The organism is Rhodococcus sp. IEGM 1306 (genome assembly GCF_036541985.1).
Classification (GTDB): domain Bacteria; phylum Actinomycetota; class Actinomycetes; order Mycobacteriales; family Mycobacteriaceae; genus Rhodococcus_F; species Rhodococcus_F qingshengii.
This window is the reverse complement of the sequence record NZ_JAZHFF010000002.1, coordinates 228247-243970: the sequence shown is the minus strand read 5'-3', so window position 1 is coordinate 243970 and position 15724 is coordinate 228247. Positions and strand designations below refer to the sequence as shown.

Annotated in this window: 16 protein-coding genes; 5 read left to right on the top strand and 11 right to left on the bottom strand. The window is 62.6% G+C overall.

Features of this window, described 5'->3' with window-relative positions:
* Window positions 1–10: 10 nt before the first annotated feature.
* The 4 genes from dapF to V3587_RS07870 all read right to left on the bottom strand — a co-directional run bounded on the left by dapF (window position 11) and on the right by V3587_RS07870 (window position 3338).
* Window positions 11–880: a diaminopimelate epimerase gene (gene dapF / locus V3587_RS07885; protein WP_283376329.1), complete on the bottom strand. Its 870-nt coding sequence runs from the start codon at window positions 878–880 to the stop codon at window positions 11–13.
* 32 nt (window positions 881–912) lie between these two features.
* Entirely contained in the window at window positions 913–1584 is a 672-nt protein-coding gene (locus V3587_RS07880) for a class F sortase (RefSeq protein ID WP_283376328.1), read from the bottom strand.
* An 84-nt stretch (window positions 1585–1668) separates the two neighbouring features.
* The gene (gene miaA / locus V3587_RS07875) at window positions 1669–2604 is read right to left on the bottom strand and encodes a tRNA (adenosine(37)-N6)-dimethylallyltransferase MiaA (RefSeq protein ID WP_283376327.1); all 936 of its coding nucleotides are present in this window, start codon (window positions 2602–2604) and stop codon (window positions 1669–1671) included.
* Window positions 2592–3338 (bottom strand): class III extradiol dioxygenase subunit B-like domain-containing protein, encoded by a 747-nt coding sequence (locus V3587_RS07870; RefSeq protein WP_283376326.1) that lies wholly within the window; start codon window positions 3336–3338, stop codon window positions 2592–2594. Before V3587_RS07870 ends, miaA begins: the two co-directional genes overlap by 13 nt.
* Before the next feature lie 139 nt (window positions 3339–3477).
* On the opposite strand from V3587_RS07870, the gene V3587_RS07865 reads away from it, so the two are divergent.
* Complete coding sequence (locus tag V3587_RS07865) at window positions 3478–4863, top strand: DUF349 domain-containing protein (protein ID WP_283376325.1); 1386 nt, start codon at window positions 3478–3480, stop codon at window positions 4861–4863.
* Window positions 4864–4956: 93 nt separating this feature from the next.
* Here V3587_RS07865 and V3587_RS07860 read toward each other — a convergent pair whose 3' ends face one another.
* Both V3587_RS07860 and miaB read right to left on the bottom strand, forming a co-directional pair.
* Entirely contained in the window at window positions 4957–5547 is a 591-nt protein-coding gene (locus V3587_RS07860; protein WP_124569757.1) for an Rv2732c family membrane protein, read from the bottom strand.
* On the bottom strand, window positions 5544–7127 hold the full coding sequence (gene miaB / locus V3587_RS07855; protein ID WP_166809563.1) for a tRNA (N6-isopentenyl adenosine(37)-C2)-methylthiotransferase MiaB: 1584 nt from the start codon (window positions 7125–7127) through the stop codon (window positions 5544–5546). Before miaB ends, V3587_RS07860 begins: the two co-directional genes overlap by 4 nt.
* A gap of 213 nt (window positions 7128–7340) precedes the next feature.
* Between miaB and gluA the strand changes: the two genes are divergently transcribed.
* The 4 genes from gluA (at window position 7341) to V3587_RS07835 (ending at window position 10704) form a co-directional block, all read left to right on the top strand.
* Entirely contained in the window at window positions 7341–8069 is a 729-nt protein-coding gene (gluA, locus tag V3587_RS07850) for a glutamate ABC transporter ATP-binding protein GluA (protein WP_007735175.1), read from the top strand.
* A gap of 124 nt (window positions 8070–8193) precedes the next feature.
* Window positions 8194–9030, top strand: a complete 837-nt coding sequence (locus V3587_RS07845; protein WP_030535553.1) for a glutamate ABC transporter substrate-binding protein — start codon at window positions 8194–8196, stop codon at window positions 9028–9030.
* Window positions 9031–9130: 100 nt separating this feature from the next.
* Entirely contained in the window at window positions 9131–9811 is a 681-nt protein-coding gene (locus V3587_RS07840; RefSeq protein WP_030535554.1) for an amino acid ABC transporter permease, read from the top strand.
* Window positions 9808–10704 (top strand): amino acid ABC transporter permease, encoded by an 897-nt coding sequence (locus V3587_RS07835; protein WP_116056808.1) that lies wholly within the window; start codon window positions 9808–9810, stop codon window positions 10702–10704. The genes V3587_RS07840 and V3587_RS07835 overlap by 4 nt, the downstream gene beginning before the upstream one ends.
* A 101-nt stretch (window positions 10705–10805) precedes the next feature.
* Here the strand turns inward: V3587_RS07835 and recX are convergent, their stop codons facing one another.
* The 5 genes from recX to V3587_RS07810 all read right to left on the bottom strand — a co-directional run bounded on the left by recX (window position 10806) and on the right by V3587_RS07810 (window position 15722).
* The gene (recX, locus tag V3587_RS07830) at window positions 10806–11381 is read right to left on the bottom strand and encodes a recombination regulator RecX (protein WP_095970569.1); all 576 of its coding nucleotides are present in this window, start codon (window positions 11379–11381) and stop codon (window positions 10806–10808) included.
* Window positions 11382–11389: 8 nt separating this feature from the next.
* Entirely contained in the window at window positions 11390–12427 is a 1038-nt protein-coding gene (recA, locus tag V3587_RS07825) for a recombinase RecA (RefSeq protein ID WP_007735170.1), read from the bottom strand.
* Window positions 12428–12763: 336 nt separating this feature from the next.
* Window positions 12764–12958 (bottom strand): DUF3046 domain-containing protein, encoded by a 195-nt coding sequence (locus V3587_RS07820; RefSeq protein WP_003942185.1) that lies wholly within the window; start codon window positions 12956–12958, stop codon window positions 12764–12766.
* Between the two features lie 52 nt (window positions 12959–13010).
* Window positions 13011–14174 carry a glycosyltransferase gene (locus tag V3587_RS07815; RefSeq protein WP_283376324.1) on the bottom strand — a complete coding sequence of 388 codons (1164 nt, stop codon included), beginning with the start codon at window positions 14172–14174 and terminating at the stop codon, window positions 13011–13013.
* A 12-nt stretch (window positions 14175–14186) separates the two neighbouring features.
* Window positions 14187–15722 (bottom strand): glycerol-3-phosphate dehydrogenase/oxidase, encoded by a 1536-nt coding sequence (locus V3587_RS07810; RefSeq protein WP_283376323.1) that lies wholly within the window; start codon window positions 15720–15722, stop codon window positions 14187–14189.
* Window positions 15723–15724 lie beyond the last annotated feature (2 nt).

Sequence of the window (15724 nt, the reverse complement as noted above, 5' to 3'; positions counted from 1 at the left end):
GCGGGCGATATCACACGAGCGATTGCCACCAGGCGTCGCTGATCGTCCCGTTCGCCACCAGAACCGAGGGCCCCCGCAAAGACCCTTCACCGCCTTCGACGGTGACCTGCACTTCGCCGCCGAGCACGCGCACCAGCACCGAACCTTCGTCGCTGCCGTCGTACTTCAGCGCCGCGGCCGCAGCTGCGACCGTTCCGGTTCCGCAGGAACGAGTCTCGCCCACACCACGCTCGTGTACGCGCATGTGGACCCCGCCGTCGTGGATCGGCGTCACGATCTCGATGTTGACCCCGTGCGGGAAGAACCCGGGATCGAAGCCCGGAGAGACACTCAGATCGAGCGCACTCAACACTTCTGCCGTCACGTGCTCGTCGACGCATGCCAAATGCGGATTACCGACGTCGATGCCGACGCCGGCGAAGACGCGGCCGTCGATTGTTGCCGAACTGATGCCGAGTTCTTTGATCCGGCCCATCGCCACGGTCACGTCACCGTGCGTGGCGTCGTAGCCGTGCACCACGACCGGACGCGCTCCGGCGCGGCTGCCGACCACGAACTCGTCCTTGCTCTCCAAGCCCGACGCCTTGAGGTAATGGGCAAATACCCGAACGCCGTTTCCGCACATCTCCGCTATGGAGCCATCGCTGTTGCGGTAGTCCATGAACCAGTCTTCTGCAGCGACGCCGTCGGGAAGTGCGGTGAGCACGCCGGCGTCCGCAAGTGCGCCCGCGCGAGCGACACGAAGGATGCCGTCGGCGCCGAGACCACGCTGGCGATCACACAACGCTGACACTCGTGCCGGCTCGAGATCGATCCGTACGTCGAGGTCAGGGAGAACAACGAAGTCGTTCTGCGTTCCGTGGCCCTTACTGAAATCCATGGTCGCCATCCTATCCGGACCTACCGACCGACTTACGCAGGTGACGCGGTGACCACCACGTTCTGTTCGTACGTGAATCCGGACGGCAACGAGGGGTCCGGCACCGTCGCGCCGCCGCAGGTCACGAGGACCAGCCTGGGCGCACCCGTTTCGGAAAAGAACTCGGCCGGCAAAGCCACCTTTTCGTACAGCTTCAGGCTCGCTGCGTGATAAGTGAACATCGTTCCGGTGTCGTCGCTCACGTAGATCGGTGTTCCGGGCTTCATCTGGTGCAGCGCCCACAAGGCGCCGTGCGTGCGATCACCGTCGTCGACGTGGCCGGCAACAAGATTGGTGCCCTCCGACGATCCGAACTGCACACCGTTGGTGAAATGCGAAACCTTGTCAGGATGCGGAAGGATCATTCCGCGGTTGGCGCCGAACCCGCTGGTCACGATGTCGGCTTGCACATCCAGATCAGGAATCGCGAGCGTGTTCGGCGGCAAGTCCGTCGGCGCGGGCGCCCATGTCGCCTGTGGGTCGGTTGGGGCTCCCACGTCGAATGGCGCTTCGGGAACGGGTGCGCTGACGGGCTTCCCGGCGGCACTCACCGCAAAATAGATCAGCACGCCGCCCACCGCGAGAAATGTGACGAGCAGCAGGAGAAGCGGCAGCCGACTCGCGCGTCGGCTTTTCGGTCGCGCGTGCGTCCCGCTCTGCGCCATGTTCGATGTCCTCCAGTCCGTCGGTCGCGAAACGGATGGATCGCGAAAGAGCTAACTGTAAGATAGCTGATCGGCTCGATCGTGTTACAGACCGCGATCTGCAAGTGCAGAGAAGGCCGAGCGAGCCAGCTCCGGATCGGCACCGTCGAGCCAGTGCACGCGTGCGTCGCGACGGAACCATGAGCGTTGGCGTCGAACGTAGCGCCGTGTCCCGATGAACGTCCGTTCGAGTGCTTCAGCCAGATCGTATTCACCGTCGAAATGTGCGAGCACCTGTGCGTAGCCGATGGCTCGCGGCGCTGTGACGCCCTCACGCAATCCTTGCTCGACCAGCACGGCAACTTCGTCGACAAGCCCGCCCGAAAACATCAGCTCGGTTCGCAACCGAATCCGTCTGTCGAGTTCTTCCGTATCCCGATCCACGCCGATGATGCGGGTTCCCCAACGAGGGTCACCGATCTGCGGCGCCGAGGCCGCGAACGGCAGACCTGTCAGCTCGACGACCTCGAGCGCCCGAACCATCCGCCTGCCGTCCGTAGGCAGTATCGACGCCGCCGCTACCGGATCAGCAGCAACAAGCGCCGTATGCACCGCACCGACCCCACCGTCGGCCAGCACTGCTTCCCACTTCGCGCGAACTTCGGGATCCGTTGCCGGAAAAGACCATTCGTCGAGCAACGACTGGACGTACATCATGGATCCGCCGACGATCACCGGAACCTTGCCCGCCGCGATCAGATCCTCGGCGATCGCGATCGCGTCGGTTTGATAACGCGCGACGGTGGCCGTCTCCGTCACGTCGAGAACGTCGAGCAGGTGATGCGGAATCCCACGGCGCTCGGCAGTCGTCAGTTTGGCGGTCCCGATATCCATGCCGCGATAAAGCTGCATCGCGTCGATGTTGATGATCTCTCCGCCGAACTCCTCGGCCAGTGCCAACGCGAGATCGGACTTTCCCGACGCCGTCGGACCGACAACTGCGATCGGGCGAAGTTCTTCAGGGACGTTCACGGCCGCCACGTCCCGACGTGGTAGCCGACGCCGAACGGCGCATCGCTGTAGTCGACCGTCGAGCGAGGATGAGCTGACGGAGACGAGCTCGTAAAGACACCGGCGAGGACCTGCCACGCCGCGCGCCCCTGGGCTCCGACACTCCGGCAGAGCTGCGGATCGAGAGCAAGAAGCGCCTCCGGGTCACCGGCGGTCAGGGCATCGTCGATGGCCGATTGCACGCCCGCGGCGCGCTCGTCGAAGCTTCCGGGCGCCTTTGCCGTCAGCGTGGACGCACCGTCAGCCACGATCAGAAGCCCTTGCGGTCGGTTGTCGCTGTCGAGCTGCTTGCGCAGCTGCTTCCCGAATTCACGACATTCATTCGCCGACGCCTCTGCACTGACGGCGTGCATGTCGACGGTGATCTCCTCGTCTGCTCGGGCACGCAGCCAGCCGGCGACAAGGGCGCACAGTTCGAGAGATGGCACCGGTTCGCCGGTCGCATCCGCGTCCAGGGACGTCCGGACATCGGCGCCGAATCCCGCAAATGTTCCGATCTGCCCATGTCCGACGCCCGATCGCCAGAGTTCGCCCGCTGCCTTCTCGGAGTCGACACCGACGCCCACCCAGTGAACCGCCTCGTGAGAGAGCCGGCGCACGGCGGCTGTCGCTGCAGCACGCACCTGAGCGGACTCGGCCGAATCACCGGACAATTCCGGCACGAGTAACGGCGCCGAGGGGACGAGAACAGCGGAAGTCAACACAGCTGCCACGCTAGTCGACCCCGAGGTGGCGACCTCACACCCTCTTACCTGATTCAATAGTCGGAGAATGTGAGTACCGGGTTCAATGGAACCAGGAATGCGATCAGGCAGCCGTGACGCGCGGCAGAGACGAGGACCGATGACCGAGAACAGTGAACCCACCACCGGCGCCGACAGCAGTTCGGCCAGCCCGAGCCCGGCAGCACCCAAACCCGGCGCGCCCAAACCTGGTGGACCACGCCCCGGTGCACCCCGCCCCGGAGCACCTCGCCCCGGCCCAGCAGCCTCGCATGCCGTCACCGCCGCACCGGCCAGCGACCCGAGCAAGTACGGACGCGTCGAGGAAGACGGGACCGCCTGGGTGAAGACCGCTGACGGTGAACGTCAGATCGGATCGTGGCAGGCCGGGGATGCCGCCGAGGGTCTCGCCCATTTCGGCCGTCGCTACGACGACCTCGCGACCGAGGTCTCGCTACTCGAGGCGCGACTGACGTCGGGCGCCGGAGACGCCAAGAAGACCAAGGCTGCCGCCATCGCTCTGTCCGAATCCCTCTCCACCGCTGCCGTGATCGGTGACCTCGACGCTTTGGCCCGACGACTCGACGTGATCGTCGCCGGGTCCGACGAGGCCGCAGCGCACGCGAAGGAAGAGAAGGAACAGTCTCGCGCGGCCAGCACCGCCCGCAAGGAGGCCCTCGCTGTCGAGGCCGAACAGATCGGCTCGGAGTCGACCCAGTGGAAGACCGCGGGTGATCGACTGCGCGAGATTCTCGACGAGTGGAAGACGATTCGCGGAATCGACCGCAAGGTCGACGACGCACTCTGGAAGCGGTATTCCAAGGCTCGCGAGTCCTTCAACCGACGACGTGGAGCCCACTTCGCCGAACTCGACCGAGATCGTGCGAGCGCCCGTTCGACGAAGGAAGAACTGGTCGAGCGCGCCGAGAAGCTGTCGACCTCCACTGAATGGGGGCAGACCGCTGGAGAATTCCGCGATCTGCTCAGCGAGTGGAAGGCTGCCGGCCGCGCACCGCGCGAGGCCGACGACAACCTGTGGAAGCGCTTCAAGGGCGCGCAGGATGTGTTCTTCGCCGCGCGCAACGCTGCTGCATCCGAGCGCGATGCCGAATTCGAGCAGAACGCGGTTGCAAAGGAAGAGCTGCTCGCTGCCAACGCGAACATCGATCCGGCGCACGGACTCGAGAATGCTCGTGCAGCGCTGCGCGACCTGCAGGAGAAGTGGGACGCGATCGGCAAGGTGCCGCGCGACCGAATGCAGGAACTCGAAGCGAAGCTCCGGGCCATCGAAACCAAGGTGCGCGATGCTGTCGACGCCGAGTGGCGTCGTACCGATCCGGAAGCACTTGCCCGAGTCGCACAGTTCAAGGAGCGGGTGAGCCAGTTCGAGGAGCAGGCCGCCAAGGCTCAGGCTGCCGGCAAGACGAAGGACGCCGAGAAGGCTCTCGCTCAGGCAAAGCAGTGGCGTGAGTGGGCCGAAGCTGCCGAAAGCGCCGTCAACGAGTAATCGACGACGAGCTGCCAAGACAACAAAACGCCGGCTGACTCCGAAAGGAGTCAGCCGGCGTTGTCTTGCGCTTTGTACAGACGGCCTGCTGTGTCAGCCGACGTTCCATTCCTGATGCTTTTCGGCTTCAGCCGCAGCGATCCGGCGTTGTTCCTCCGCAGCGAGCTGAATGTTGGTTCGTGTCCAGACCACCTTGAGCCAATGGAACGTCAAGAACACGACGGCGAACCATCCGATGATCAGCCCGATCGACGGTCCGGCCACGTTGAAACCGGCGGGAATGGTCTGACGTGACCAGACGGCCATCATTCCCAGAGCACTCGCCACGGCGCTGCCGGCCAGCGCGACCCACGCCAGACTCCAGCGACGCGTCACGAGTGCGAGCATCGAGAATCCGATGCCGAAGACGACGACGAACCACACGAACAAGCGTGAGAACAGTGCAATCCGTTCGCTTTCCGCATCCTGGTTGTACGCGAGCACATCCCAGCCGTTCGCAACTCCCGCATGGGGCAGCGCAAGCGTGCCGACCAGCACGAGCACCGCAACTGCGACGACCATGGCGCGCGCACCTGGATCGATTTCTCCCGCGACCTTGCGTTCCGCGTCGTCGAGATCCTTGCGGTAGCCCTCGAAAGCGTCGTCGCCGGGCTGTGGTGTCGTGTTCTCGTGTTGCGAGGTCATGCGTTGCATCCCATCTGGACGGGTTGTGGGGCCGGGGCACCGATCTTCGGTAGCCCGAGACCTACGCCGATGGGCGGGGTCTTGGGTGTGATGCCCTTGTCGAACGAGTCACCGGCGCGGGTCCGACGGTGCGTGAGCACTCCGTCATCTGCCACGAGGTGATGAGGGGCTCCGTGGGTGACGACGACCGTCACCACGTCACCGGGTCGGATTGTGCCGTCGAGGTTTCCCTCGGGGCGGAAATGCACCAGGCGGCCGTCTCGCGCGCGACCACTGAGACGGTGAGTCGCTGCGTTCTTCCGACCCTCCCCCGCTGCCACCAGGAGTTCGACCTCGGTGCCGACGAGTTTGCGATTTTCCTCGATGTTCACTTCTTCCTGAACCGCCAGCAATCGCATGTAGCGTTCCTGGACAACCTCTTTGGGAAGCTGATCGGCCATCTCCGCCGCCGGCGTGCCCGGGCGCTTGGAGTACTGGAAGGTGTAGGCGTTGGAGAATCGCGCCTTACGCACGACGTCCAGCGTCTCCTCGAAATCCTCTTCCGTCTCCCCCGGGAACCCGACGATGATGTCCGTGGTGATGGCGGCGTGCGGCATTGCGGCGCGCACCTTCTCGATGATCCCGAGGTACTTCGACTTGCGGTACGAGCGCTTCATCGCTTTCAGAACCTTGTCCGAACCGGACTGCAACGGCATGTGCAGCTGCGGGCAGACGTTGGCAGTGGTTGCCATCGCTTCGATGACATCGTCGGTGAACTCTGCCGGGTGCGGCGACGTGAACCTCACCCGTTCGAGGCCGTCGATGTGTCCACATGCCTTCAAGAGCGAGGCGAAGGCTCCGCGATCGCGCGGTTGTTCCGGATCGGCGAACGACACTCCGTAGGCGTTGACGTTCTGCCCGAGCAGGGTCACTTCCGAGACCCCCTCGTCGACGAGTGCCTGCACCTCGGCCAGAATGTCGCCGGGACGTCGATCCACTTCCTTGCCACGCAGGGCCGGAACGATGCAGAACGTGCACGTGTTGTTGCAACCGACCGAGATGGAAACCCAACCCGCGTAAGCAGACTCGCGCTTGGCCGGCAGCGTCGACGGAAAGGCCTCCAGCGCGTCGAGGATTTCGACTTCGGCGCGTTGGTTGTGGCGCGCGCGGTCGAGCAACGCGGGAAGCGAGCCGATGTTGTGGGTGCCGAAGACGACGTCGACGAACGGCGCCTTCTTGACTACGGTGTCACGATCCTTCTGCGCCAGGCACCCACCGACCGCGATCTGCATGTCGGGGTTCGCCTCCTTGTTCGGGGCGAGCTGGCTGAGGTTGCCGTACAACTTGTTGTCCGCGTTCTCGCGGACCGCACACGTGTTGAAGACGACAAGATCAGGATCGCTTCCGGTCTCCGCCTTCGAATACCCGGCATCCTCGAGCAGACCGGACAGTCGCTCGGAATCGTGGACGTTCATCTGACAGCCGTACGTCCGCACCTCGTAGGTACGAACAGGCGTCGCCGTCGGCTCGGAATCTGCCGTCGGTTCCGGAACTGCAGTCGGCTGTGGAAGTGCAGGGGACATTTCGTCGATCAGTGACACGCTTCAGCCTAGCTCACGTCCACTACGACGTGTAATAACGCCCTGATAAACAGCCGAAACGCGACATAAACGTCGTCACAGTAAAATTTCCATTACATATGGCAAGAACCATGGCGAAATCACGGGCGTCGACGCAAACTACGGCTAAGGTTCTCGTTTATGACCCAAGCCGACGATGCGACGACGCCGACCACCTCCGGCGATTCCACATCCATGATTTCGATGACCTCGGTGAACAAACACTTCGGGGAACTTCACGTCCTGCAAGAGGTCAATCTCGAGGTACCCAAGGGCCAAGTGGTGATCGTCCTTGGTCCGTCGGGCTCCGGTAAGTCGACTCTGTGCCGCACCATCAATCGCCTCGAACCCATCGACTCTGGCACCATCGCCGTCGACGGAAAGACGCTCCCCGAAGAGGGCAAAGCACTTGCCGCACTTCGTGCCGACGTCGGGATGGTCTTTCAGTCCTTCAACCTGTTCGCGCACAAGACGATCCTCGAGAACGTCATGCTCGCACCGATGAAGGTCCGCAAGGCGAAGAAGGACGAAGCCAAGAAGACGGCGCAGGCATTGCTCGAGCGCGTCGGTATCGCCAATCAGGCCGACAAGTACCCGGCGCAGCTTTCCGGCGGTCAGCAACAGCGTGTCGCCATCGCTCGCGCTCTTGCGATGCAGCCGAAGGTGATGTTGTTCGACGAGCCCACCTCCGCTCTCGACCCTGAGATGGTCAACGAAGTCCTCGACGTCATGACCTCCCTCGCGAAGGAAGGCATGACCATGCTCGTGGTCACGCACGAGATGGGATTCGCCCGCAAAGCCGGCGATCGTGTGCTGTTCATGGCTGACGGCCAGGTCGTCGAAGACACCACGCCCGAAGAGTTCTTCACCCATCCCAAGTCGGATCGGGCCAAGGACTTCCTCGGCAAGATCCTCACTCACTGATCACAGTCCCCTCCGACAGTCCTGTCCTCGTCCACAAGACAACTTGCTCGACTGCACCGTTCACCTCGGCTGCACCGTTCATCTCGACTGCACCGTTTGCATGTCGACAACTGAGAGGATCTTCATGAAGATCAATCGCTCCGTCCGTTTCGGAATCGGAATCATGGCTATCGCGTTCGCTGCCACGGCTTGTGGTGGCGGCGAGGAGAGCAAGTCGATCAGTGAGAACGCTGCTGACGGCAAGCTCACCGTCGGCATCAAGTTCGACCAGCCAGGACTCGGCTTGCGCAATTCGGACGGCACGTACACAGGTTTCGACGTCGAGGTCGCGAAGTACGTCGCAAACGAGCTGGGCGTGAAACCGGAGAACATCACGTTCAAGGAATCACCGTCCGCCCAGCGCGAGACGTTGATCCAGAACGGTGAGGTCGATTACATCGTCGCCACGTACTCCATCACGGACGCTCGCAAGGAGAAGGTCGGATTCGCCGGACCGTATTTCGTCGCCGGCCAGTCGCTGCTCGTCAACGCGGACAATACCGACATCACCGGCCCCGAATCTCTGAACGGCGGCAAGATTCTCTGCTCGGTGGCTGGTTCCACTCCCGCACAGAAGGTCAAGGACACCTACGCCAAGGACGTCCAGCTCCAGGAGTTCGACACCTACTCGGCGTGCGTCGAGGCGCTACGCAATGGCAAGGTTGACGCAGTCACCACCGACGACATCATTCTTGCCGGCTACGCGGCTCAGTCCCCCGGCGCATTCCGTATCGCCGGTGAGCCGTTCACCACGGAGAATTACGGCATCGGCTTGGCGAAGGACGATTCCGAAGGTCGCGGCAAGGTCAACGATGCCATCGAGAAGATGATCTCTTCCGGTGCGTGGGCCGAAGCATTCAACGAGACGGTCGGACCGTCCGGTTACACGATGCCCGCTCCGCCCACCGTCGACCGATACTGATCCAACTGAGCAGTAGCCATTCCAGGTGGGATTTCCATATTCGGAAATCCCACCTGGGCAAGCACTTTCAACAACGACCCATGAACTGGGGAGACCGTAAGTGAAAATAATCGACGATTACGGAAGCCAGATACTCGAAGCGTTCTGGACCACTATCCAGCTCACGATCTTCTCGGCGATCGGCGCATTGATCCTCGGAGTGATTATTGCCGCCATGCGGGTGTCACCCGTACCCGTGGCCCGATTCCTCGGCGCCGCCTACGTCACTGTCTTCCGCAATACGCCGCTCACCCTGATTCTGCTCTTCTGTGTGTTCGGTCTGTACCAAACTCTCGACATCAGTCTGGCATCAACCAGTTCGTCAACCTTCGTGATCGACAACAACTTCCGTTTGGCGATCCTTGGACTTAGCGTCTACACCGCGTCGTTCGTGTGCGAGTCGATCCGCGCCGGAATCAACACCGTCCATGCGGGACAGGCAGAAGCAGGACGATCCCTAGGGCTGACCTTCCTCCAGAACCTCCGACTCATCGTTCTTCCTCAGGCATTTCGCGCCGTGATCGCACCGCTCGGTAGCGTCCTCATCGCTCTGACCAAGAACTCCACCGTCGCCGCCGTCATCGGCGTGTCCGAGGCATCGAAATTGATGAAGGAGATTCTCGAAAACGAAGCCGCACTCTTCTTGACCGCAGGAATCTTCGCCGTCGGCTTTGTCATCTTGACGCTGCCGACGGGATTGCTCTTCGGCAAGCTCGCCAAGAAATTCGAGGTCGCACGATGACCAAACAAGCAACTGTTCTTTACGACGCGCCAGGCCCGAAGGCCCGGGCACTGTACCGATTCGCGTCGGTTGTCGTAGCCGTCCTCGCCCTCGCCATTGCGTTTGTCGTGTATCGCGCGCTCGACGACAAAGGGCAGTTGACATCGGCCAAATGGGATCCCTTCCTACAGGCGGACGTCTGGACGACCTATCTGCTTCCCGGCATCAAAGGCACCTTGATCGCGGCGGCACTATCCATCGTGCTTGCACTGATCCTGGGCGCAATTCTCGGCATCGGCAGATTGTCCGATCACCGCGCAGTACGCGTTGTCAGTGGTGTCATCGTGGAATTGTTCCGCGCAATTCCCGTACTGCTGCTGATCATCTTCATGTATGCGGTTTTTGCCGAGTACAAAATTGTCAAGCTCGACTACTTGGCACTCTCCGCCGTCGTGGTGAGTTTGACGCTCTACAACGGATCGGTGATCGCGGAAATTGTTCGCTCGGGAATCAACTCACTCCCCCGTGGACAAAGCGAAGCCGCCAAAGCTCTCGGCATGCGCAAATCTCAAATCATGGTGACGATCTTGCTACCCCAGGCGGTCACAACCATGCTCCCCGCACTGATATCGCAAATGGTTGTTGCACTCAAGGATTCAGCGCTGGGCTACATCATCGGCTACACCGAACTTGTTCGGCAGTCCACGCAATTGGGCGCTGCATTTCAGAACTACCTTCCGGCACTCATGGTGGCTGCGGTCATCATGATCATCCTGAACTCCTCGCTCACGTACCTGGCAACCAAGGTGGAGAAGCGCCTGCGGTCCGGGAAGCGAAAGGGCAAGGGGCCCGTCGCGGCTCCGATTGGCGACGCTGCCGTTTCGGTACCGGGTATGGACCTGACCAAGCCGTGAGCTGATCGACCTGCTGTTCCACTGACGCGAGGAGCGGGGTGTGTCACCGAATTCGGTGACACACCCCGCTCCTGGTATTCGATGCCTACGACATGTGTTGCCTACGACTCTGCGGCAGCCATCTCTGCTTTGACCACCTCGTACGACATCCCCGCTGAATATCCTTTGCGCGCGAGCATCGAGACCAGTCGACGCGTGACCTTGTCACGATCGTCGATCGGCTTGTTCTTCAGCTTGCGCCGAACCAAATCTGCTGCGCGCTCGCGCTCGTCTTCGGGATCGATCTGCGACAGCGCTTCGGAAGCGACGTCCTGGTCGATTCCTTTGAGCCGCAACTCGACTGCAAGCGCACGCTTTCCCTTGCCCGAGTACGTGTGCCGCGAATGAACCCATTGGTTCGCGAAGTCTGCGTCGTCGATCAACCCGATTTCTTGGAGTCGATCGAGGACCTTGGTAATGATCTCGGGCTCGAAGCCGCGCCCGCTCAGCTTGGTTTCCAGTTCCGAGCGGCTGCGCGCCCGGTCGGTCAGGAGGCGTAGGCAAGCATCTTTGGCCTGCGCCTCCGTACCACCTTCCGCACGTTGCGACGGTTTCTCGGAGCGTTGACGGGATCGACGCCGAGGAGCGCCGTACTCTTCACGAGCATTCTCGCCGTGGTCACCGTCGTCGAAGCTCATGACTGAACTCAGAAGTCGGCGGGAGCTTCGTCGGTTGCAGTGACGTCAGCACCGATACCGAGCTTTTCCTTGATCTTCTTCTCGATCTCGTCACGGATATCGGTGTTCTCCAGCAAGAACTTACGAGCATTTTCCTTGCCCTGACCCAACTGGTCACCTTCGTAGGTGTACCAGGAGCCGGACTTGCGGATGAACCCGTGCTCGACACCCATGTCGATGAGCGAGCCTTCCTTACTGATGCCCTGGCCGTAGAGAATATCGAACTCGGCCTGCTTGAACGGCGGAGCGACCTTGTTCTTGACGACCTTGACGCGAGTGCGGTTACCGACTGCGTCGGTACCGTCCTTGAGGGTCTCGATGCGACGGATGTCGAGGCGGACCGAAGCGTAGAACTTCAGTGCCTTACCACCGGTGGTGGTTTCGGGAGAACCGAACATCACGCCGATCTTCTCGCGAAGCTGGTTGATGAAGATGACGGTGGTGCCCGAGTTGTTCATGGCACCGGTGATCTTGCGCAGCGCCTGGCTCATCAGTCGAGCCTGCAGGCCGACGTGGCTGTCACCCATTTCGCCTTCGATCTCGGCGCGAGGAACAAGAGCGGCCACGGAGTCGATCACGACGATGTCGAGGGCGCCCGAACGGATCAGCATGTCTGTGATCTCGAGAGCCTGCTCACCCGTATCGGGCTGCGAGACCAGAAGCGCGTCGGTATCGACACCCAGCTTGGCTGCGTAGTCGGGATCGAGTGCGTGCTCCGCGTCGATGAACGCCGCGATGCCGCCGTTGGCCTGAGCATTGGCAACTGCGTGCAGTGCCACGGTGGTCTTACCCGAGGACTCCGGGCCGTAGATCTCGATGACGCGGCCACGCGGCAGTCCGCCGATACCCAGCGCGACGTCGAGCGCGATGGAACCGGTGGGAATGACGGCGATGGGCTGGCGGACACCCTCACCCAGGCGCATCACCGAACCCTTGCCGAAGTTCTTGTCGATCTGCGCCAACGCGAGGTCGAGTGCCTTGTCCCGATCAGGTGCCTGTGGTGCCATCGTGATCCCCATCCTTGTTTCAGTCTTCAGTGCCTGCCTGAGCAGACTCCGTCTCTTCAGTGCCTGCCTGAGCCGACCCTGTTGGTGTGTTGCGATCAGAGTAGATCCGGCCACCGACAGACTTTTCGATCTTGCTTTCGCGCTTGCCGATCACCGCGTTCGTGAAACACCGCATTCGTGAAACACCGCATTCGTGAAACACCGCATTTGTAGAACACCGCATTTGTAGAACACCGAAAGTTCGCAGTTACGAAAAGAGCGTCACCACCGAACAGGTTCAGCATAGACGAACACGTGTTCGAACAGAAGACGAGAGACGTTCGACACGCCGAAGAATCAGCGGCGGGCGGGGGGTACGTCGAACTCCACGCAGAGTGCGCGCCACACTTCGCGAGGCTCCCAGCCTGCTTCGACAGCCTCCGCGGCAGTCATTCCGTCGAGACTCTGGAGTACATGGTCGATCAGCATCGAGTCGCCTCGTACCTGCCCGAACTCTTCGCGCACCATTTCATGAAATTCGGTCAACCGCACAGCCGCCACCGTAGTCCACAGAGCGGTGCACCTGCATTCAGGCGCACCATGCTCACGCCGTCACACCACCGTTGACCACCTGTCGGCACACCGCCACCGGATCGGTGACCTGCGACGCAGTCGCGGCAGCAGACTTCGCAGCTTCCGCGAATCGTCTGTCGGAGAGCACCTGCAGTACGGCATCGCGAATCGACTGGGCATCTGCGGGCCGCACGATCACCGACGTCCCTGCCCGCGCAGCGCGATTGGCCAACTCCCACTGGTCCCCGCCCCCGGGAACGACGACCGTCGGCACGCCGGCCAGCAAGGCCTTCGCCAACATGCCGTGCCCGCCGCCGCACACCAATACCGACGCGTCGCGCAGCATCGCGTCCTGGCGTCCGAGACCTGCACGAACCCAATCGGGATGCTCGCCTTCTGCTCCGTCGAGCATCGACGCGATCAGCCTGACACCGGCGCCGCCGAGTCCTTCGACCGTGCCCTCGAACATTCCCACTGCCCCGGTGTGCGCCGTGGACGGCGCCACCATGACCAGCGGCTCGTCACCTGGCGGTGGATCCAGAATGACCTCGGTCGGCTCCCAGAGAAGCGGGCCGACGACGTGTGCGTGCTCCGGCCAGTCGGGGCGAGGCACTTCCAGTGCCGGAAGTGTTGCGATCAGCCGGGCTTGCGGACCGGGATCGAGAGCGGGCAACCCGACACCGACGCGAGCGTGGGAGCGCTGGGCCAACCCTTGCTTGATCGAACGTCCGGTCGCTGCGCGCATCAGGGTATCGCGGAGTCGACCACGAATTCCGACGCCTGGCGCGAGCCCGCTGCCGATCGGCGGCAGACCGCGCGAGGGTGAGTACAGCGGGTGAGGCGAGAGTTCCACCCAGGGGATGCCGAGTCGTTCGGCGGCCAATCCGCCTCCGGCAGTGAGGATGTCGGAGACGACGAGATCCGGGGAGACGGATTTCAGGTCGGGAAGCAGTTCGGTGGAAATATAGGCGGCGCGCGAATGAATCCGAGCGCCTGCATCAAGATCGTCGTCTCCCGGCCGCGGAGCCAAGCCCTTGAGCGGCTCGGCTTCCACGCCGGCAGCTCGCGCTGCCTCGACCCACCGGGTCCCCGTGTACAGGATCGGTTCGTCGCCGGCCTGGATCAACGCCAGCGACAACGCTATTGCGGGAAAAGCATGACCCGGGTCCGGCCCGGCAACAACGGCTACACGCACCGGATCAGAGTGTCACACCGAGTGAAAGGCCTGTTCCGCCGCACCCAGTGCGCGTTCGCGATCCGAAGCCACCAATCCGATCCTCGTCCTGCGATCAAGGACGTCGTCGACATCGAGGGCGCCTTCATGCGATACCGCGAAATCGAACTCTGCACCGCAGATCTCCAAGTCCGCAACCGACCGGAGTCGATCGCTGCTCGCCGCGGCCACGACCTCAGCCTCGGTGCCGTATCGCGCCACCAATGACGCGGGTGCCTTGATCTTTTTCAATTCCGCCGGTGATGCAGCGCCTACCAGCGGCAACGCGCGTGTCCGACACGCACCCGCACTCAGCGACCCGACCTCGACCGCGGCGTCGACAGCGTCTTCGGCCATCTTGCGGTACGTCGTGAGTTTTCCGCCCACTACCGTGACCAAGCCCGAGTCCGAACGGACTACAGCGTGATTGCGAGAGAGGTCCGCCGTCGAACCTTCACCGGTGTCCAGCAACGGACGCAGACCCGCAAAGGTCCCCAGGACGTCCTCACGGGTCAGAGGAACTTCCAACGCCGTGTTCACGGTGTCGAGAAGGAAGTCGATCTCGTCCTCGGACGCCGTCGGCACGTCTGGCACCGGTCCCGGCGCTGCTTCGTCGGTCAACCCGAGGTAGATCCGGCCGAGCTGCGCGGGCAGGGCGAAGACGAAGCGGTTGGTCTCGCCGGGAATCGGCACGGTCAGTGCTGCCGTGGGGTTCCCCAATCGCGCGGCATCGAGCACCAGGTGCGTCCCGCGGCTGGGGCGCAGGGTGATGCTGGAGTCGACCTGATCAGCCCAGACACCGGTCGCATTGACCACGACGCGGGCACGCATCAAGAACTCGGACCCGGTCAACTCGTCGCGCAAGGTGGCCGACGTTCCGGATACGTCGTATGCACCGACGCGGGTCAGGATTCGCGCGCCGTATGACGCTGCGGTTCGGGCGATGCCGACGACGAGGCGGGCGTCGTCGATGAGCTGCCCGTCGAACGCGGTCAAGGCGCCACGTAAGTTCTCCCGCTTGACCGCGGGAGCTAATTCGCGCGCTCGAGCAGCGCTGACCGTCCGTGATCGGGGTAGAACCGACGCTGGGGTTCGCGCCGACATGCGCAGAGCGTCACCGGCCAGGAAACCGGTACGCACCAGGGCCTTCCCGAAAAACGATGTGTCGGGCAACAGCGGTACGAGTTGAGGCATGGCGCGAACGAGATGCGGCGCGGTGCGCGTCATGAGAATGCCGCGCTCGACCGCACTTTCACGCGCTATACCGACATTGCCGGAGGCGAGGTACCGAAGGCCGCCGTGTGCCAGTTTCGAACTCCAGCGGCTGGTGCCGAATGCGAGGTCGTGCTTTTCGACCAGCGCAACACTGAGCCCCCGAGTCACGGCGTCGAGAGCGACACCGACACCGGTGATTCCGCCGCCGATAACCAGGACGTCAACCGAATCGCCGTTCGCGAACTGCTCGAGTTCACGAGTACGCCGCTGTGCGTTGAGAGCTGAATCGCCGCCTGCCGAATCCCGAAGGTCCACAG

Coding starts and splice junctions, on each gene's coding strand:
- dapF (WP_283376329.1), bottom strand. CDS start 880: ATGGATTTCAGTAAGGGCCACGGAACGCAGAACGACTTCGTTGTTCTC.
- V3587_RS07880 (WP_283376328.1), bottom strand. CDS start 1,584: ATGGCGCAGAGCGGGACGCACGCGCGACCGAAAAGCCGACGCGCGAGT.
- V3587_RS07865 (WP_283376325.1), top strand. CDS start 3,478: ATGACCGAGAACAGTGAACCCACCACCGGCGCCGACAGCAGTTCGGCC.
- V3587_RS07860 (WP_124569757.1), bottom strand. CDS start 5,547: ATGACCTCGCAACACGAGAACACGACACCACAGCCCGGCGACGACGCT.
- gluA (WP_007735175.1), top strand. CDS start 7,341: ATGATTTCGATGACCTCGGTGAACAAACACTTCGGGGAACTTCACGTC.
- V3587_RS07845 (WP_030535553.1), top strand. CDS start 8,194: ATGAAGATCAATCGCTCCGTCCGTTTCGGAATCGGAATCATGGCTATC.
- V3587_RS07835 (WP_116056808.1), top strand. CDS start 9,808: ATGACCAAACAAGCAACTGTTCTTTACGACGCGCCAGGCCCGAAGGCC.
- recX (WP_095970569.1), bottom strand. CDS start 11,381: ATGAGCTTCGACGACGGTGACCACGGCGAGAATGCTCGTGAAGAGTAC.
- recA (WP_007735170.1), bottom strand. CDS start 12,427: ATGGCACCACAGGCACCTGATCGGGACAAGGCACTCGACCTCGCGTTG.